The organism is Bacillus sp. N13C7, from assembly GCF_026790065.1.
Classification (GTDB): Bacteria; Bacillota; Bacilli; order Bacillales; family Bacillaceae; genus Bacillus.
Genome location: NZ_JALAMO010000007.1, coordinates 456,776 through 473,699 on the forward strand (window position 1 = coordinate 456,776; position 16,924 = coordinate 473,699).

Below are 16,924 nucleotides of genomic sequence, written 5' to 3' on the forward strand. Positions count from 1 at the left end.
GTTGTTTTTTTAAAAGAACATATAACGGAAAATCTCCTTGATATAGTGTTCGATCATAAGCTGAAATGTAACGCAGGTGATCAGATAAATCACAATCGTTGAGTAAATGATATCAGCCTTTCCTTTATATGAATGCTGGTAACTGCTCATCATCGCAGGAGGAATGGCAAAAAATGCACCGATTAAACCAACGGCTAACACGGTAAAGCAAATGTCTGTATGTAATAAAAACAATAAAAGGGCAAAAATCAAAATAGCTGTAAACGGAATGAGAAACGCACCAAACCTTGAAAAGGAATCCTTGAAAGATACTTGGTTTCCCGCGATTTTCAAAGCGAAAAAGATCAAGGCATGCAAACCGAAAAGAAACAGGGCAAAGTAAATGGTTGGTTCTAAGAAGACTGCTGTAAAGCTTACGCTTCCGGGACCGTCTGATAGAAGAGTGTACAACATCAAAGGGGTCAGCAAACTGAATAGAACCATCGTAATAACTGCGCTGATCAGCTGCTCTCCGCCTGTTGTTCTACACTCCTGATAAGGGCGTTTCAGGACGGCAAGGACAAAAGAACCGAACTGCTTTGCAGCTTGTTTTGCAGTGGCTCCGGTTTGAGCTGCCTGCTGTTGGCCTGATTGACCAGGGAGAGGTGATCCGCATTTCTCACAAAACTTTCCGCCATCTGTTTGATGGCCGCATTGAGGACAATACATAAAATAACTCCTTTATCTATAATATAGGGAAAATAGACTAATAGGTTTATTATAAAAGAAAAAAGTTGTAAAGTAACCAATATTCATACAAAAATACCATATAAAAAAGACACGAGCCCAATAGCAGCTGTGTCGTTTTTATATGCTAGTTATTTATATATTTCTCAAATACATCCCCAAAATCCTTAATATGATACTGCGAGCGAACGGATGTCAGCCAAGTGAATCCGAATTCAGTCAGCTCTTTATATTGCGTTTCAATATTGACGTGCTCTGGACGGGTATGGTGAAGAATCGTTGCGGCTTTATCCAAGCTTTGTTCCGCTTGATTGATTAAAATATCATTTTCATAGGTTGTTTCTGCGATACGAAGCAGTGCTTTATAAAGGTCTTTTAACTTTTCAATTTGGTCTTTGTGCACATCGATGTCGAATTGTTCACCGCCCAGCTTGAACTTAATTTCAACATCCAAATCGACTTTTCCGGCGGTTTCCAGAAAAACGTCAGAGATTTTATACTGCGAATAAGGATAGCGTTTCAATGTTCGTTTTGAGGAAGTGGCGCGTTCGCCGTCTACATGGATCAGAGCCAGATTCGTAAAGCAGTATTCGTCTGCTTTTGTTTTAATCAAGAAATATATTTTCTCATTGTCTTCATGCATGACATAGTCATCAGCATCTGTTTTGTCATAATCCTGAGGGTCGATAATTTTTCCGATATCAGATAAGCCCAGTGCATCTGCTGCAATTTTTTTGAACATCTGCATACGTCCTTCCTATTCCATTTGTCACTTTATTGTAGCATGGAGTGTTTCTGTCAGGCTATAACTGATAAAATCACAACATTTTATCCACAAAAGAAAGCAGTTCCCTTACTTCAGGAAACTGCTTTCTTTTGTTTTCGGCACGTATTGAAAGACTTCCTCGCTCTCAAAGAATTCAATCAATCTGCTCAGCCAGTCATAGTAATGGAGCCATTCTCTTAATTCATTCAGCAGCTGATTGACTTTCTCTTCCGCTTCCGGGGTAAGCCCGTCCCTTTGTAAAAGATCAGTCAGCTCCCGGTTTAATTTTTTATACAGCACTTTGTTTTTGCTTACGACCTTTGTCCAGTTCGCCGCAAATAATGAAATGAAGGTTTGATAATAATCCTGCTCGACGTCATATAGGTCTTTTCGTACGCCTTTTTCAAACACCTTTTCGGCAATATTGGCATCGATCATTTCACGGACAACCTGGCTCATCCGTGTTTTGCTCATGCCTGTTGCCTCTGACAGCTCGCTTAGCGTCATCGGTTTTCGATTCATATAGATAATTCCAAGCACACGCCCGACAGTTGAAGGCATTCCAAACGTATGCATATTTTCGGCAATCTTCTCAATGAGATGCTCTTCAGCATGTTCAATGATGTCGAGAGCAGTTTTTTCCACAGCTGATCATCCCTTCAAATGGCAATTGATGGTGTCAATATAACATATTTCTGACAGTTGTTGAAAATAGCTGAATGCAGAGGAAGAGGGAGGGATCCGGCGTAATTGTAAGAACACCCTCTCCGTCTTGGTCATAACAATAGATAATCTGTAAATAACATATAATTTCAACACATTGTAAACTTTTTATTTTATAAAGTTCAAACTATAATAAAGATTATACTTTTCAGAAAATTAAAGAGAACCTGCGGAGGTGCACGGATTGCTGAAATTAGAACAAGTGTCAAAAGTATATAAAGGCGGCAAAAAGGCTGTGAACAGCATTGATTTAGATATCGCCAAGGGCGAATTTATCTGTTTTATCGGCCCGAGCGGCTGCGGAAAAACGACGACGATGAAAATGATCAATAGATTAATTGAACCATCGTCAGGAAACATCTTTATCGACGGAGAAAATATTATGGAGCAGGACCCGGTTGAACTGAGGAGAAAAATCGGCTATGTGATTCAGCAGATCGGTCTGTTCCCCCACATGACCATCCAGCAGAACATCTCACTTGTGCCAAAGCTGCTGAAATGGCCTGAAGAAAAACGGAAAGAACGGGCGAGAGAGCTGTTAAAGCTTGTGGATATGGGCCCGGAATATTTAGGCCGTTACCCCCATGAGCTCAGCGGCGGACAGCAGCAAAGAATCGGCGTGCTGCGTGCACTGGCTGCGGAACCCCCTCTCATTCTAATGGATGAACCGTTCGGAGCGCTTGACCCAATTACGCGTGATTCCCTTCAGGAAGAATTCAAAAAACTGCAAAGAACCTTAAACAAAACGATTGTGTTTGTAACCCATGATATGGATGAAGCGATTAAGCTGGCTGACCGGATCGTGATTTTAAAAGCGGGAGAAATCGTTCAAGTCGGCACACCCGATGAGATTCTCCGGAACCCTGCAAATGAATTTGTTGAAGAATTTATCGGGAAAGAACGCCTGATCCAGTCGAGACCGGATATCGAGCGGGTAGAGCAAATGATGAACAGAACACCTGTGACGGTATCAGCGGACAAAACGCTTTCACAGGCGATTCAGCTGATGAGAGAAAAACGTGTCGATTCACTGCTTGTTGTGGACCGGCAAAATGTGCTGAAGGGCTATGTTGATGTGGAAATGATTGATCAAAACCGCAAAAAAGCGAGCGTCGTTGGCGATGTATACCGCTCGGATATATATACTGTGCAAAAAGGAGCGCTTCTTCGCGATACGGTCCGGAAAATCCTGAAGCAGGGAATCAAGTATGTTCCTGTGGTGGATGAACAGAATCATTTAGCAGGAATTGTGACGAGAGCGAGCCTTGTTGATATCGTATACGATTCCATATGGGGCGAGGAAGACCAGCTCATGACGATCTGACCAGGGGAGGAGCTCTATTAAGATGAATCAAATGATGACTTTTTTGCAAACGAACGGCGGAGAACTGCTGTATAAAACAGGTGAGCATTTATATATTTCACTCATTGCCGTTGTATTGGGCATTATCGTTGCGGTGCCGCTAGGCGTTGCTCTCACCAGAATGAAGAAAGGCGCAGGCGCGATTATAGGCGCCGTCAACATTGTGCAAACCCTGCCGAGCCTGGCGATTTTAGCCTTCTTTATTCCGCTTCTCGGTGTCGGAAAAGTGCCTGCAATTGTCGCTTTATTTTTCTATTCGGTGCTGCCGATCCTGCGCAACACGTATACCGGCATTAAAGGTGTCAACAAAAATCTGCTGGAATCGGGAAAAGGGATCGGCATGACCGGCTGGGAACAGATTCGGCTCGTTGAAATCCCGCTGGCGATCCCGATTATTATGGCGGGGATCCGCACATCAACGATCTATTTAATCGGCTGGGCGACACTTGCATCGTTTATCGGGGGCGGCGGTCTCGGTGATTACATTTTTATCGGCTTAAACCTGTATCAGCCTGAATATATCATTGGCGGCGCCGTGCCGGTCACGATCCTGGCCATTATCATTGATTACGTGCTGGCTGTGACCGAACGAAAGGTGACGCCGAAAGGATTGCAAGGGATGAAGGAAGTTTCGTAAGGAGTTGGCTCTGTTGAAAACGAAAAAAATCAAATGGCTTGGCGCGTTCGCTATTGCCTTTGTCCTGCTGCTGAGCGGCTGTTCTCTGCCAGGGCTCGGCGGCGCTTCAGACGACACGATCAAAGTCGGGGCGCAAAGCATGACAGAATCAGAAATTGTAGCGAATATGATCGCACAGCTTATTGAACATGATACAGATTTGAATACCGCTTTAGTGAAAAACCTCGGGTCAAACTATGTTCAGCACCAAGCGATGCTGGGCGGTGACATTGATATTTCTGCCACGCGCTATTCCGGAACAGATTTAACAAGCACCCTCGGCAAGGAAGCAGAAAAAGATCCGAAAAAAGCGCTGAACATTGTGCAGAACGAATTTGAAAAGCGCTTTGCCTATAAATGGTTTGATTCCTACGGATTTGAGAACACATATGCCTTTACCGTAACAAAAAAGTTTGCGGAAAAGGAGCGTATCAACACCGTATCTGACCTGAAGAAAAACGCTTCTCATTATAAATTAGGCGTCGATAATGCTTGGCTGAAACGGAAAGGCGACGGGTATAAAGGCTTTGTGAGCACATATGAATTTGAGTTCGGCACAACTTATCCGATGCAGATCGGGCTTGTCTATGACGCAGTCAAAAACGGAAAAATGGATGCTGTTCTGGCTTATTCAACGGATGGACGGATTAAAGCCTATGATCTCAAAATCTTAAAGGACGATAAGCGTTTTTTCCCGCCGTATGACTGTTCACCGGTGATTCCTGAAAAGGTGCTTAAGGAACATCCGGAGCTTGAAGGCGTGATCAATAAGCTGATCGGGCAAATTGATACGGAAACGATGCAGGAGCTTAACTACGAGGTGGATGGCAAGCTGAAGGAGCCGTCTGTCGTAGCGAAGGAATTTTTAGAGAAACATCATTATTTTGACTAAGAAAAGAGGTGGATCATATGGAGGTACTACAGCAGCTTGGCACTTACTATTCGCAAAACGGCAGCTACGTGCTGCAGGAGTTTTACCGCCATTTTCTGATGTCGGTGTACGGCGTTTTGTTTGCCGCCATTGTTGGGATTCCGCTCGGCATCCTGATAGCCAGATACAGAACATTAAGCGGATGGGTTTTTGCGGTGACGAACGTCATTCAAACCATCCCGGCTCTCGCCATGCTTGCCGTGCTGATGCTTGTCATGGGGCTGGGTGCTAATACAGTGATATTGTCATTATTTCTGTATTCTCTTCTGCCGATTATCAGAAATACGTATACAGGCATTATCAGCATTGAACATGCCTATTTGGAATCCGGAAAAGCGATGGGAATGACAAAATGTCAAGTGCTGCGGATGGTCGAGCTTCCGCTTGCGCTTTCTGTTATTATGGCCGGCCTCCGCACCGCGCTTGTCATCGCCATCGGCATTACAGCGATCGGGACATTTGTCGGTGCAGGCGGTCTCGGGGATATCATCGTCAGAGGATCAAATGCAACAAATGGAACCGCGATTATACTGGCGGGTGCAATCCCCACGGCTCTGATGGCGGTGATAGCCGATTTGGTGATGGGCTGGCTTGAACGCACGTTAAGCCCGATTAAAAAGAAAAAGAAGAAAAATCTGGCCGGCGCCGCATAAGAAAAAACGCCTTGTGAATGACAGGGCGTTTTTTTACGGCTTCGGCACATATTTAAAAATTTCTTCGCTTTCAAAAAACTCAATCAATCGCCCGAGCCAATTATAATAATCGAGCCATTCCTTTAGTTCCTTCAGCAGCTCATTGACTTTTTCTTCCGCTTCAGGAGTAAGCTCTTCGTCCAAGACGCTGAGCAGTTCCCGATTGAGTTTTTTATGCATCATTTTGTTCTTGCTGACGACTTTGCTCCAAGTGGCTGTAAACAGGGTAATAAACGTTTGGTAGTAATCCTGTTCGACCTCATATAAATCTTTTCGCACGCCCTTTTCGAACACCTTCTCGGCGATGTTGGCATCCAGCATTTCCCGCACAACCTGGCTCATGCGTGTTTTGCTCATGCCGGTCGCTTCGGAAAGTTCGGTCAGCGTCATCGGTTTTCGATTCATATAAATAATGCCCAGCACACGTCCGACGGTAGAGGGCATTCCAAATGCATGCATGTTTTCCGCGAGTCTTTCTATTAAATGGTCCTCAGCTTGTTCAATGATCGTTAACGGATCTTTCTCCAACGGTTTCAATCCTTTCAGCTAACAATTCCGATGTCAATATACCACATTTTTGATGCGGCGGAAATGCTGTAACAAGAGAATTTGGCAGGAAATTGGAGCAATAAGGAGATCATTACAGGTCAATGCAGGTAAATCAGCGTTTACACATACTTTATAAATAATATGAACAAATTGTAAACTTTTTATTTTATAAACTTTATTCTATAATGGGAACCATTCAATTGTCTGAAAAATTAAATACGAACTGAATGAATTGAATAAACTTAACTTTGGAGGTGCGATGTTTGCTGACATTAGAAAATGTCTCGAAAACATACAAGGGCGGCAAAAAAGCTGTGAACAACGTGAATCTTAAGATTGCAAAAGGCGAATTTATCTGTTTTATCGGCCCGAGCGGCTGCGGAAAAACGACAACAATGAAAATGATTAACCGATTAATTGAGCCTTCCGCCGGCAAGATTTTCATTGACGGCGAAAACATTATGGAACAGGACCCCGTAGAGCTTAGGCGTAAGATCGGCTATGTCATTCAGCAAATCGGCCTGTTTCCTCATATGACCATTCAGCAGAATATTTCACTTGTCCCCAAACTGCTGAATTGGCCGGAGCAGCAGCGGAAAGAACGGGCGCGGGAGCTTCTGAAATTAGTTGATATGGGGCCTGAATATTTAGACCGTTACCCTCATGAATTAAGCGGGGGACAGCAGCAGCGAATTGGTGTATTACGGGCACTTGCCGCGGAGCCACCGCTTATCTTAATGGATGAACCGTTTGGGGCACTTGACCCGATTACGAGGGATTCCCTTCAGGAAGAATTTAAAAAACTGCAAAAAACCTTACATAAAACCATCGTTTTTGTTACCCACGATATGGATGAAGCGATTAAACTGGCAGACCGGATTGTGATTTTAAAAGCGGGAGAAATCGTTCAAGTTGGAACACCCGATGACATTTTAAGAAATCCAGCTGATGAATTTGTCGAGGAATTTATCGGCAAGGAGCGGCTGATCGAGTCATCCAGCCCGGATGTTGAACGGGTTGATCAGATTATGAACACACAGCCTGTGACGATCACTGCGGATAAAACGCTTTCTGAAGCCATTCAGCTGATGAGGCAGGAGCGTGTCGATTCACTGCTTGTCGTCGATGACGGTCACGTTCTGCAGGGCTATGTAGATGTTGAAATCATTGATCAATCCCGGAAAAAAGCCAATCTCGTAGGAGAGGTTTTACATGAAGATCTTTATACAGTATTGGGCGGCACACTGCTAAGGGACACGGTCCGGAAAATTTTAAAACGGGGTGTTAAATATGTCCCTGTTGTGGATAAAGACCGGCGCTTAATTGGAATTGTGACGAGAGCGAGTCTGGTCGATATTGTGTATGACTCTATCTGGGGAGAAGAAAAGCAGCTCGCGGTATTGTCATAGGGAGGCGATAAGTTGTGAATCATATTGTTCAATTTTTGCAAACCAACGGGGACGAGCTCCTTTATAAAACATATGAGCATATCATGATATCGTTCATTGCTGTCATTTTGGGTGTGCTCGTTGCCGTACCCCTCGGGGTTGTGCTTACGAGAATGAAGAAGGGAGCCAGCACCATTATCGGCATCGTCAATATCATTCAGACGCTGCCGAGTCTGGCAATTCTTGCTATCTTTATTCCGCTCCTAGGTGTCGGAAAGGTTCCTGCCATCGCGGCTCTGTTTTTCTATTCCGTGTTGCCGATTCTCCGAAACACGTATACTGGCATTCGCGGCGTCAACAAAAATCTGCTCGAGTCTGGTAAAGGCATCGGAATGACACCGGCTGAACAAGTCCGCCTGGTGGAGCTGCCGCTTGCTGCGCCTGTTATCATGGCGGGAATCAGAACATCAACAATTTACTTAATCGGCTGGGCCACGCTTGCTTCCTTTATCGGAGGCGGCGGATTGGGTGATTACATTTTTATCGGCCTGAATTTATATCAGCCGGAATACATCATCGGAGGCGCGGCTCCCGTCACGATACTAGCGATTGTGATTGATTATGTGCTGGCGGTGACTGAACGAAAACTGACACCTGCCGGCATGCAAAGATTGAAGGAAGTTTCATAAGGAGGCGGCTCATGAAAAGAAACTATCACAAATGGATGATCGGTTTAATACTTGCAGCAATGCTGATGCTGAGCGGCTGTTCGCTTCCGGGTCTCAGCGCCGCTTCAGACCAGACCATTAAAATCGGCGCGCAGAGCATGAGCGAATCAGAAATCATCGCAAATATGCTTGGCCAGCTGATTGAACATCATACTGATCTCAAAACAACAACCATTAAAAATCTCGGCTCCAACGCGGTGCAGCAACAGGCCTTAATGAACGGGGAAATCGACATTGCCGCCACAAGATATACCGGCGATGCGCTGACAGGCACGCTGAGAATGGCACCAGAGAAGGATCCGGACAAAGCACTGGCATTAACACAGCAGGAGTTTAAAAAAAGATACGATTTAAAATGGTATGACTCCTATGGGTTTGATAATACATATGCTTTTACAGTCAGCAAGGAGCTAGCAGACAAATACCATTTAGAAACCGTATCAGACATTAAAAAATGGGCGACGCAATTAAAGCTGGGTGTCGATAACTATTGGATGAAGCTCAAGGGAAACGGCTATCAGGACTTTACGAAAACCTACGGCATGACATTCGGCGGCACGTATCCCATGCAGATCGGGCTTGTGTATGACGCGGTGAAAAGCGGAAAAATGGACATTGTCCTCGCGTATTCGACGGATGGAAGAATCAAGTCCTATGGCCTTAAAATGCTAAAGGATGATAAGCAATTTTTCCCGCCGTATGACTGCTCTCCGGTTGTGCCGGAACAAGTGCTCAAAGAACATCCTGAGCTTGAAGGCATCATCCGGAAAATGATCGGGAAAATCGACACAGCCACAATGCAGGAGCTTAACTATGAGGTCGACGGCAACTTAAAAGAACCGTCTGTCGTTGCCAAGGAATATTTAGAAAAGCATCATTACTTCGAATCGTGAAAGGGGGAAGTAGCCAATGAACGTGCTTGAACAGGTCATGACGTATTATGCGCAGAATGGCAGCTACGTTATGGAAGAATTCGCCCGGCACTTTCTCATGTCGGCTTACGGTGTTTTGTTTGCCGCTGCCGTCGGAGTTCCGGTCGGAATCCTCATTGCGCATTTTCGCCGTTTGTCAGCCTGGGTGTTCGCAGTAACAAACGTTATTCAGACAATCCCCGCGCTCGCCATGCTGGCCGTCTTGATGCTTGTCATGGGGCTCGGGGCAAATACGGTGATTGTGTCATTATTTCTGTATTCCCTTCTGCCGATTATCCGAAACACGTACACAGGCATAGTCAGCATTGAACATGCCTACTTAGAATCGGGAAAAGCGATGGGCATGACGAAATTCCAGGTTCTCCGGATGGTTGAGCTCCCGCTCGCGCTTTCTGTCATGATGGCGGGCTTGCGCACGGCTCTCGTCATTGCCATCGGGATTACGGCAATCGGTACATTTGTCGGCGCCGGAGGGCTCGGGGATATGATCGTCCGCGGATCAAACGCGACAAACGGAACTGCAATTATTCTCGCGGGAGCAATACCGACTGCGGTCATGGCGGTTGCCGCTGATTTGCTAATGGCTTGGCTGGAGCGGGCATTAAGCCCGGTAAAGAAAAAAAGAACCAGAGCGAAACACGTTCAAACCGCTGCATAGAATAGAAAAAGAGGCTTGGATGACTCCAGCCTCTTTTTTTATCTAAATCGTAAACTGATCCATCTTCTCATGAAGCTCCTTCGCCAGCTGCTCAAGTTCTTCGGCATTTTGGAGCACTTGATCCATGGAATGGGCGGATTGCTCGGTAATGGAAAATGTTTCTTCAATGCCGGCAGCCGATTCTTCAGATACAGAAGCGATATTTTCAATCGATTGATTGATGGTGATCGATTGGTTTGTTAACCGCTTCAGGCCGTCCGTTACTTCCTTAATGCTGTCTGCAACGTGTGTGACGGACTGTTTGATATGCTGCATAGCCTGACCGGTGTCTGTCAGGTTTTCTGTTCCTTTTTCGACTTCTGTAAAGCTGCTTTCTAAGTATTTTAATTAATCGATGTGATTTCTTTGATACCGTCAATCCATTTCGTGTTGATTTCGTCTGTTTTTTGAATGATATGCTGCATATTAAAAGCGCCTATTCCGCCGACAAGTTAATTGATCAGGATCAGTATCAAAAATACCAGGCTGAATTTGCGGGAAATCGTCAGTCGCATATAAGTGGTCTCCTTTAAAATCGTAATGTGTGTGGATGTACTATATATCGGCTGAGAAATTGTTTTTTCACCTGGAAAATAAAAACGGCTCTTTTCTCGTCTTGGAGATCAGAACCGTTTTAGCAATCAGTCAAGAAAGGAAGGGTCAATCCATTCTGTCGCCCATTTTGAAATCTCACCTAAAATGGGAGCTAACGCCTTTCCTTTATCAGTCAAAGAATATTCGATGCGAACCGGAGTTTCAGGGATGACATCCCGCTTCACCACTCCTTCAAGCTCAAGTTCTTTCAGCCGTTCTGACAGAACTCTGCCGCTTAGATTTGGAAGTGCTGCTTCAATTTCGCTAAATCGCTGTGACCCGTTCAAGAGCTGAAATACGATTAAAGCGACCCAGCGTTTACTTAAGATGTCGACTGCCTTTTCAAATCTAGGACACATTTCTGATTGGTTCATACTTTTCACCTCGTCTGTCACTATTATAACGCAAATAACGAGGGAAGGTATGCAAGGGTGATTGATAAAATGAGAAGGAGAGACAGGGGATTACGAAGAAGAGGTGCGTTTTTTCGCTTCGGAAGCTAAAAAATCGAAGTATTTGCTGAGATTTTCAATATCCTGCTTTGATAGATGTTCCCATTTATGGCTGTTGAAAATCGGGAGGTGCTCCGCTCCGCGAGTGACAGCTGTCTGGTAAATGTCATAAATGGACTGATAGCTTTCCGAAGCCTCGCCGATTTCTTCTGGATAGGCTTGAATATGACCAGCGGCAGCCATCAGGTTTTCGTAGGGCACTTTCAGTACAGCCGCCAGTTTTTTGATGGTGGCAGGTTTGGGGGTGCCGCGCTTGCCGTTTTCAATTTTTGAAATGGTGGCCGAGCTGATGCCTGAGTACACCGCAAGCTGATTCACAGTCAGTTTGCGGGCGCGGCGCAGCTCTCGTAATTGCTGTCCGAATGGTGACATGGTGATTGCCTCACATTCCTGTCAGAGTTAGTCAACAGCAGACCGTTTTTTGGCTTCGTCTGAGATAAATGAAAAATAATGATCAAGCATGAGCAAATCTTCTTTATTGAGATATTGCCACTTTTCGTTCTTAAGAAGAGCAAGGTTTTTCAGGTCATAGGCCTCCGCTTTTTCAAGCAGCTTGCACTTCGTTTCATAAGGAGCCCTGTCTTCATGCACTTCCTCGATGTAACCGGCCTTATACATAAGCCCTTCATAAGGAATTTTTAAGGCCTCCGCCAGTTTTTTGATAGTGGCAGGTTTGGGAACGCCCCGTTTGCCGTTTTCGATTCTGGAGATCCCTGCGGCACTTACGCCTGAATAAGTTGCAAGCTGGTTGACTGTTAACTTTCGCTCTTCGCGCAATGCCCGCAATTGTTCGCCAAAGCTTTCCATATGTCTCACCCCGTCCCTCACTGTTACTCATATTTTAGTATGTTTATTGACTAAAGGGAATAGGTAAGCTGGAAATGTATTGACAAAAGTTAACATAAGCCGTAATGTAAAAGTATAGAAAAAGTTTTTTCAGGAACGGAAGGTGAGGAAAGTGCCAGTAGAAAAGATACAGATTAGACGCGATTATGTCTTGCAGTATATGGTCAATAACGATTATTCCCTTAATCAGCTTGCGCTGGAAATCGGAGTCTCACCCGCCACACTGAGCCGCGTGCTGAATGGAGAAAGACGGCCGGGGCAGCTAGTGATCGGTAAAATGCTTCATTATTTTAATTTGAAATTCGAGGATCTTTTTTACTACGATTTTATTGACAAAAGTCAATAAAGCAATAGAAAACGCAAGGTAACCAAGCGTTTTCTATCCCTAATCATGATGTGTCAGCACAAAACCTGTCACCAGTTCATTGCATGTTTTCCATTGTTTTGTCGGCAACTGATGCCCCTGATATTCCAATCTGAAAAATTCAGCATGGCTGCAAGCTTTACGGTAGTAGCCTGATGCTGGGAAGGTCCAGTCCCGCAGGCCGCCATACATAAACAGCATCGGCATGTGTAAATGGGGCAGCTGTCCAATGCAGTTATAGCTGAGCGAGTCCTGATAATATTGATGCCAAGGGGCTAGGTCTGCTTTTTTCATATGGCTTGTCAATATGTGCCGAAGCTCTTGATTTTTTGTGTGGCTGACGGCAAGGATTTTTATGAGCAACCCGGCGTTTTTTTCGAGCAGATACATCCCCGTTTTGTGTATCTTCTGTCCGATCAGGTTATGGACTACAGGATAAGCGCCTGACAGAACGAGGTGCGACACTTTGTCCGGGCGGGTGAAGCCGATGTGCTGCGCGATTAAGCCGCCGGCGGAATACCCAAATAAGACAGCCTTGTCAATGTGAAGAGCATCCATGAATTGCACGATCTCGTTTGCGTAATAGGAAATAGAAGCGGGCTCATCTGTGTGGTCACTGTCACCGTGGCCGCTTAAATCGGGAAAAATCACCCTGAAATGTTCGGAAAGAAGGCGCTGATAATAAAAAACCTTGCGTCCCATGCCCGGCGGGTGGATAAAGATGATAGAGATTCCCTGTCCATATTCTTCATAATAAAGATGTTTTCTGTTAACTATGCTGATCAGCGGCATCGTTTTTCTCCTTTTGGCCTTTTCCTAAATAGGGTAACCAAGATAATACGTCTTAACCCGCCATTTGGCGTCTGATACAGCGTGACATGCCAACCCTTTTCATGTAAAATAGAAGTAATGTAGGCCAGTGAGTCTGGAGGTGTAAGGGATGCACGCGGTTTTGATTACCTTATTGGTTATCGTCAGCATTGCACTTATTATTGTCGTTTTGCTTCAATCCAGTAAAAGTGCCGGATTATCTGGTGCGATTTCAGGTGGAGCGGAGCAGCTCTTCGGGAAACAAAAAGCAAGAGGTCTTGATTTGATTTTGCACCGCATCACGGTTGTGCTGGCAGTCTTGTTTTTCGTGTTAACGATTGCGCTTGCTTATATCCTATAGGGCAATGTTTGTATAAGGTCTGATGTGAAGTCAGGCCTTTTTCACGTTTCTGGATGATATTCAAAGTGTTTTTTTCTGATCAAACTGTGGAAAACTAAAATGATCGTGCAGATAGAAAGGGAGACATGAGCATGAAAGTTGTGACACCAAAACCATTTACATTTAAAGGCGGGGACAAAGCGGTGCTTTTGCTGCACGGCTTTACAGGAAATACAGCGGACGTACGAATGCTGGGACGTTATTTGAATGAGCGGGGCTATACTTGCCACGCGCCTCAATATGAAGGACACGGCGTTCCCCCTGAAGAACTGGTACATACAGGGCCTGAAGACTGGTGGAAAAACGTGATGGATGGCTATGAATACTTAAAATCTGAAGGCTATGAGAGCATTGCTGCCTGCGGACTGTCGCTTGGCGGGGTTTTTTCGCTGAAATTGGGTTACACTGTACCCATAAAGGGAATTGTTCCAATGTGCGCGCCAATGCATATTAAGAGTGAAGAAGTGATGTATCAGGGCGTCCTTTCATACGCTCGCAATTACAAAAAATTCGAGGGGAAAAGCCAGGAGCAAATTGAAGAGGAAATGAAGGAATTCGAAAAAACGCCGATGAACACCCTTAAGGCGCTGCAAGAATTAATTGCCGATGTGCGGAACAATGTCGATATGATTTATTCACCGACATTTGTGGTGCAGGCCCGTCATGATCACATGATTAATACAGAAAGCGCCAATATTATTTACAACGAAGTGGAAACTGACGATAAACAGCTGAAATGGTACGAGGAATCAGGCCATGTCATTACGCTTGACAAAGAACGTGACCTCGTCCATCAGGATGTGTATGAATTTTTAGAGAAGCTCGATTGGTAACCAACAGGAGGTCGGATAATGGAAAAAGAAGCATTTATGGAAAAGCTTCTCTCGTTTATGAAGGAAGAGGCGTACAAGCCTCTGACCGTTCAGGAACTTGAGGAGATGTTAAATATTACGGAAGCTGAGGAGTTTAAAGAGCTCGTCAAAGCGTTAGTCGCCTTGGAAGAAAAAGGGCTTATCGTACGGACGAGAAGCGACCGCTACGGCATTCCGGAGAAGATGAATTTAATAAAAGGAAAGATTTCAGCACATGCAAAAGGCTTCGCCTTTTTGCTGCCTGAGGATACGTCGTTAAGCGATGTGTTTATTCCGCCTACTGAGCTGAATACGGCAATGAACGGCGATATCGTCATGGTTCGTCTGAATTCACAGTCAAGCGGCTCCAGACAGGAAGGGACCGTCATCCGCATTTTAGAAAGAGCGATTCAGCGGGTTGTCGGTACGTATACAGAAACAAGAAACTTCGGCTTTGTCATTCCGGACGACAAAAAAATCACGAGTGACATCTTTATCCCGAAAAATGGGAAAAACGGAGCGGCGGAAGGGCACAAGGTTGTTGTCAAACTGACGAGCTATCCTGAAGGCCGCATGAACGCAGAAGGCGAGATTGAAACCATTCTCGGCCATAAAAATGATCCGGGCATTGATATTTTATCGGTCATTCATAAGCACGGCCTGCCGGGAGAATTTCCTGCTGACGCAATGGAACAGGCATCAAGTACGCCTGACACAATTGATGAAAAAGACCTGAAAGACCGCCGTGATCTCCGTGACCAGGTGATTGTCACCATTGATGGTGCGGACGCGAAGGATTTGGATGATGCAGTTACCGTGACGAAGCTTGATGATGGAAGCTACAAGCTCGGTGTTCACATTGCTGATGTCAGCCATTACGTAACCGAAAACTCTCCTATTGACAAAGAAGCGCTTGAAAGAGGGACGAGTGTGTATTTGGTTGACCGTGTCATCCCAATGATTCCGCACAGACTGTCAAACGGCATCTGCTCCTTAAATCCAAAGGTTGACCGCCTGACGCTTTCTTGTGAAATGACAATTAACAGTCAGGGTCAGGTGACGGAGCACGAGATCTTCCAAAGTGTTATCAAAACAACGGAAAGAATGACGTATTCAGATGTGAATAAAATTCTTGTTGACGATGACGAAGAACTGAAACAAAAATACGAGCCTCTCGTTCCGATGTTCAAAGACATGGAGCGCCTGGCTGAAATTCTGCGCGATAAGCGGATGAACCGCGGCGCCGTTGATTTTGATTTTAAAGAAGCCAAGGTGCTTGTCGATGACGAAGGAGCGGTTAAAGACGTTGTCATCAGAGAACGCTCTGTCGCCGAGAAGCTGATCGAAGAATTTATGCTTGTGGCGAACGAAACGGTAGCGGAGCACTTCCATTGGATGAACGTTCCGTTTATATACCGGATCCACGAAGAGCCGAACGCTGAAAAGCTGCAAAAGTTTTTAGAGTTTGTAACGACATTTGGCTATGTGGTGAAAGGAACGGCGGGAAATATTCATCCGCGCGCGCTGCAAAGCATTCTGGACGCTGTTCGTGACAGGCCAGAGGAAACAGTTATTTCAACTGTCATGCTCCGTTCGATGAAGCAGGCGAAATACGACCCGCAAAGCTTGGGGCACTTCGGTCTGTCAACGGAATTCTATACGCATTTCACATCGCCGATTCGCCGTTACCCTGACTTAATCGTTCACCGTTTGATCAGAACGTATTTAATCAACGGCAAGGTCGATGAAGCGACACAGGAAAAATGGGCTGAACGCCTGCCGGATATCGCCGAGCATACATCCTCAATGGAGCGCCGTGCAGTTGACGCCGAGCGTGAAACAGACGATCTGAAAAAAGCGGAATACATGCTTGATAAAATCGGTGAAGAGTTTGACGGCATGATCAGCTCTGTGACAAACTTCGGAATGTTCGTCGAACTGCCGAATACAATCGAAGGACTCGTTCACGTCAGCTTTATGACGGATGACTACTACCGCTTTGACGAACAGCATTTTGCAATGATCGGCGAGCGGACAGGCAACGTCTTCCGAATCGGGGATGAAATCACAGTCAAGGTCGTCGATGTCAATAAAGATGAGCGTAATATCGACTTTGAAATCGTCGGCATGAAGGGCACTCCGCGGCGTCCGAGAGAATTGGACAGCAGCCGGAGCAGAAAACGCGGAAAGCCTGCCAGAAAACGCGTTCAAAGCACCAATACGCCTGTTTCTCCAGCTCCGTCTGAGGAAAAAGGCGAGTGGTTCACTAAGCCGAAGAAGAAAAAGAAAAAACGCGGCTTCCAAAATGCGCCGAAACAGAAACGGAAAAAGAAGAAATAGCAGCTCAAACCAGCAAATAGGGCCGCAGTGCTCTAT

Annotated in this window: 20 protein-coding genes and 1 pseudogene; 12 read left to right on the forward strand and 9 right to left on the reverse strand. The window is 45.3% G+C overall.

The genetic code is table 11. The features are described from left to right. Nucleotides 1-9: 9 nt before the first annotated feature. The 3 genes from MOB98_RS10400 to opcR all read right to left on the reverse strand — a co-directional run bounded on the left by MOB98_RS10400 (nucleotide 10) and on the right by opcR (nucleotide 2,137). Entirely contained in the window at nucleotides 10-708 is a 699-nt protein-coding gene (locus MOB98_RS10400; RefSeq protein WP_268360907.1) for a zinc ribbon domain-containing protein, read from the reverse strand. A 145-nt stretch (nucleotides 709-853) separates the two neighbouring features. Next, nucleotides 854-1,468, reverse strand: a complete 615-nt coding sequence (locus tag MOB98_RS10405) for a PH domain-containing protein (protein WP_268360905.1) — start codon at nucleotides 1,466-1,468, stop codon at nucleotides 854-856. Nucleotides 1,469-1,579: 111 nt separating this feature from the next. Beyond that, nucleotides 1,580-2,137, reverse strand: coding sequence for an opuC operon transcriptional regulator OpcR (gene opcR / locus MOB98_RS10410; RefSeq protein ID WP_268360903.1), 558 nt, complete (start codon nucleotides 2,135-2,137; stop codon nucleotides 1,580-1,582). Nucleotides 2,138-2,399: 262 nt separating this feature from the next. Here opcR and opuCA point away from each other — a divergent pair, with 262 nt between their 5' ends. The 4 genes from opuCA to opuCD are packed head-to-tail and all read left to right on the forward strand — an operon-like array spanning nucleotide 2,400 to nucleotide 5,838. After that, nucleotides 2,400-3,539 carry an osmoprotectant ABC transporter ATP-binding protein OpuCA gene (gene opuCA, locus MOB98_RS10415; protein WP_268360902.1) on the forward strand — a complete coding sequence of 380 codons (1,140 nt, stop codon included), beginning with the start codon at nucleotides 2,400-2,402 and terminating at the stop codon, nucleotides 3,537-3,539. 22 nt (nucleotides 3,540-3,561) lie between these two features. After that, nucleotides 3,562-4,215 (forward strand): glycine betaine/carnitine/choline/choline sulfate ABC transporter permease OpuCB, encoded by a 654-nt coding sequence (gene opuCB / locus MOB98_RS10420; RefSeq protein WP_268360900.1) that lies wholly within the window; start codon nucleotides 3,562-3,564, stop codon nucleotides 4,213-4,215. 13 nt (nucleotides 4,216-4,228) lie between these two features. Further along, a complete protein-coding gene (gene opuCC, locus MOB98_RS10425; RefSeq protein ID WP_268360898.1) occupies nucleotides 4,229-5,146 on the forward strand; it encodes an osmoprotectant ABC transporter substrate-binding lipoprotein OpuCC in 918 nt (305 codons plus the stop codon). 17 nt (nucleotides 5,147-5,163) lie between these two features. Further along, a complete protein-coding gene (gene opuCD, locus MOB98_RS10430) occupies nucleotides 5,164-5,838 on the forward strand; it encodes a glycine betaine/carnitine/choline/choline sulfate ABC transporter permease OpuCD (RefSeq protein ID WP_268360896.1) in 675 nt (224 codons plus the stop codon). A gap of 33 nt (nucleotides 5,839-5,871) precedes the next feature. On the opposite strand, the gene MOB98_RS10435 is transcribed toward opuCD, so the two are convergent. After that, a complete protein-coding gene (locus MOB98_RS10435; RefSeq protein WP_268360895.1) occupies nucleotides 5,872-6,405 on the reverse strand; it encodes a GbsR/MarR family transcriptional regulator in 534 nt (177 codons plus the stop codon). A 284-nt stretch (nucleotides 6,406-6,689) separates the two neighbouring features. Between MOB98_RS10435 and opuBA the strand changes: the two genes are divergently transcribed. From opuBA to opuBD, 4 genes are read left to right on the forward strand one after another with little or no spacing between them, the layout of a single operon-like run. Further along, nucleotides 6,690-7,835: a choline ABC transporter ATP-binding protein OpuBA gene (gene opuBA / locus MOB98_RS10440; RefSeq protein WP_268360893.1), complete on the forward strand. Its 1,146-nt coding sequence runs from the start codon at nucleotides 6,690-6,692 to the stop codon at nucleotides 7,833-7,835. Nucleotides 7,836-7,849: 14 nt separating this feature from the next. After that, nucleotides 7,850-8,503 (forward strand): choline ABC transporter permease OpuBB, encoded by a 654-nt coding sequence (opuBB, locus tag MOB98_RS10445; protein ID WP_268360891.1) that lies wholly within the window; start codon nucleotides 7,850-7,852, stop codon nucleotides 8,501-8,503. Nucleotides 8,504-8,514: 11 nt separating this feature from the next. After that, the gene (gene opuBC / locus MOB98_RS10450) at nucleotides 8,515-9,435 is read left to right on the forward strand and encodes a choline ABC transporter substrate-binding lipoprotein OpuBC (protein WP_268360889.1); all 921 of its coding nucleotides are present in this window, start codon (nucleotides 8,515-8,517) and stop codon (nucleotides 9,433-9,435) included. Between the two features lie 16 nt (nucleotides 9,436-9,451). Beyond that, complete coding sequence (gene opuBD / locus MOB98_RS10455) at nucleotides 9,452-10,132, forward strand: choline ABC transporter permease OpuBD (RefSeq protein WP_268360887.1); 681 nt, start codon at nucleotides 9,452-9,454, stop codon at nucleotides 10,130-10,132. Between the two features lie 42 nt (nucleotides 10,133-10,174). On the opposite strand, the pseudogene MOB98_RS10460 reads toward opuBD, so the two are convergent. The 4 genes and pseudogenes from MOB98_RS10460 to rghR form a co-directional block, all read right to left on the reverse strand. After that, nucleotides 10,175-10,519, reverse strand: a pseudogene (locus MOB98_RS10460) (methyl-accepting chemotaxis protein); the annotation flags it as partial. A gap of 293 nt (nucleotides 10,520-10,812) precedes the next feature. Then, complete coding sequence (gene catR / locus MOB98_RS10465) at nucleotides 10,813-11,139, reverse strand: catDE operon transcriptional regulator CatR (protein ID WP_003242888.1); 327 nt, start codon at nucleotides 11,137-11,139, stop codon at nucleotides 10,813-10,815. A gap of 90 nt (nucleotides 11,140-11,229) precedes the next feature. Further along, entirely contained in the window at nucleotides 11,230-11,649 is a 420-nt protein-coding gene (locus MOB98_RS10470; protein ID WP_268361727.1) for a helix-turn-helix domain-containing protein, read from the reverse strand. Between the two features lie 27 nt (nucleotides 11,650-11,676). Then, nucleotides 11,677-12,084: a transcriptional repressor RghR gene (rghR, locus tag MOB98_RS10475; RefSeq protein WP_268361724.1), complete on the reverse strand. Its 408-nt coding sequence runs from the start codon at nucleotides 12,082-12,084 to the stop codon at nucleotides 11,677-11,679. Between the two features lie 151 nt (nucleotides 12,085-12,235). Here rghR and MOB98_RS10480 point away from each other — a divergent pair, with 151 nt between their 5' ends. Then, a complete protein-coding gene (locus tag MOB98_RS10480) occupies nucleotides 12,236-12,469 on the forward strand; it encodes a helix-turn-helix domain-containing protein (protein ID WP_003220031.1) in 234 nt (77 codons plus the stop codon). A 39-nt stretch (nucleotides 12,470-12,508) separates the two neighbouring features. Here the strand turns inward: MOB98_RS10480 and MOB98_RS10485 are convergent, their stop codons facing one another. Then, nucleotides 12,509-13,279 (reverse strand): alpha/beta fold hydrolase, encoded by a 771-nt coding sequence (locus tag MOB98_RS10485; RefSeq protein WP_268361721.1) that lies wholly within the window; start codon nucleotides 13,277-13,279, stop codon nucleotides 12,509-12,511. Between the two features lie 148 nt (nucleotides 13,280-13,427). Here MOB98_RS10485 and secG point away from each other — a divergent pair, with 148 nt between their 5' ends. From secG to rnr, 3 genes are all read left to right on the forward strand, one after another. Continuing rightward, nucleotides 13,428-13,658, forward strand: a complete 231-nt coding sequence (secG, locus tag MOB98_RS10490) for a preprotein translocase subunit SecG (RefSeq protein WP_003220028.1) — start codon at nucleotides 13,428-13,430, stop codon at nucleotides 13,656-13,658. A gap of 131 nt (nucleotides 13,659-13,789) precedes the next feature. After that, complete coding sequence (locus MOB98_RS10495; RefSeq protein WP_268361720.1) at nucleotides 13,790-14,530, forward strand: alpha/beta hydrolase; 741 nt, start codon at nucleotides 13,790-13,792, stop codon at nucleotides 14,528-14,530. An 18-nt stretch (nucleotides 14,531-14,548) separates the two neighbouring features. Then, nucleotides 14,549-16,888, forward strand: a complete 2,340-nt coding sequence (rnr, locus tag MOB98_RS10500) for a ribonuclease R (protein WP_268361717.1) — start codon at nucleotides 14,549-14,551, stop codon at nucleotides 16,886-16,888. Nucleotides 16,889-16,924 lie beyond the last annotated feature (36 nt).

Excerpts from the sequence above, each read along its gene's own strand:
- MOB98_RS10400 (WP_268360907.1), bottom strand. The coding sequence starts at position 708 with ATGTATTGTCCTCAATGCGGCCATCAAACAGATGGCGGAAAGTTTTGT.
- MOB98_RS10405 (WP_268360905.1), bottom strand. The coding sequence starts at position 1,468 with ATGTTCAAAAAAATTGCAGCAGATGCACTGGGCTTATCTGATATCGGA.
- opuCB (WP_268360900.1), top strand. The coding sequence starts at position 3,562 with ATGAATCAAATGATGACTTTTTTGCAAACGAACGGCGGAGAACTGCTG.
- opuCD (WP_268360896.1), top strand. The coding sequence starts at position 5,164 with ATGGAGGTACTACAGCAGCTTGGCACTTACTATTCGCAAAACGGCAGC.
- opuBC (WP_268360889.1), top strand. The coding sequence starts at position 8,515 with ATGAAAAGAAACTATCACAAATGGATGATCGGTTTAATACTTGCAGCA.
- opuBD (WP_268360887.1), top strand. The coding sequence starts at position 9,452 with ATGAACGTGCTTGAACAGGTCATGACGTATTATGCGCAGAATGGCAGC.
- catR (WP_003242888.1), bottom strand. The coding sequence starts at position 11,139 with ATGAACCAATCAGAAATGTGTCCTAGATTTGAAAAGGCAGTCGACATC.
- MOB98_RS10470 (WP_268361727.1), bottom strand. The coding sequence starts at position 11,649 with ATGTCACCATTCGGACAGCAATTACGAGAGCTGCGCCGCGCCCGCAAA.
- rghR (WP_268361724.1), bottom strand. The coding sequence starts at position 12,084 with ATGGAAAGCTTTGGCGAACAATTGCGGGCATTGCGCGAAGAGCGAAAG.
- MOB98_RS10485 (WP_268361721.1), bottom strand. The coding sequence starts at position 13,279 with ATGCCGCTGATCAGCATAGTTAACAGAAAACATCTTTATTATGAAGAA.
- secG (WP_003220028.1), top strand. The coding sequence starts at position 13,428 with ATGCACGCGGTTTTGATTACCTTATTGGTTATCGTCAGCATTGCACTT.
- MOB98_RS10495 (WP_268361720.1), top strand. The coding sequence starts at position 13,790 with ATGAAAGTTGTGACACCAAAACCATTTACATTTAAAGGCGGGGACAAA.
- rnr (WP_268361717.1), top strand. The coding sequence starts at position 14,549 with ATGGAAAAAGAAGCATTTATGGAAAAGCTTCTCTCGTTTATGAAGGAA.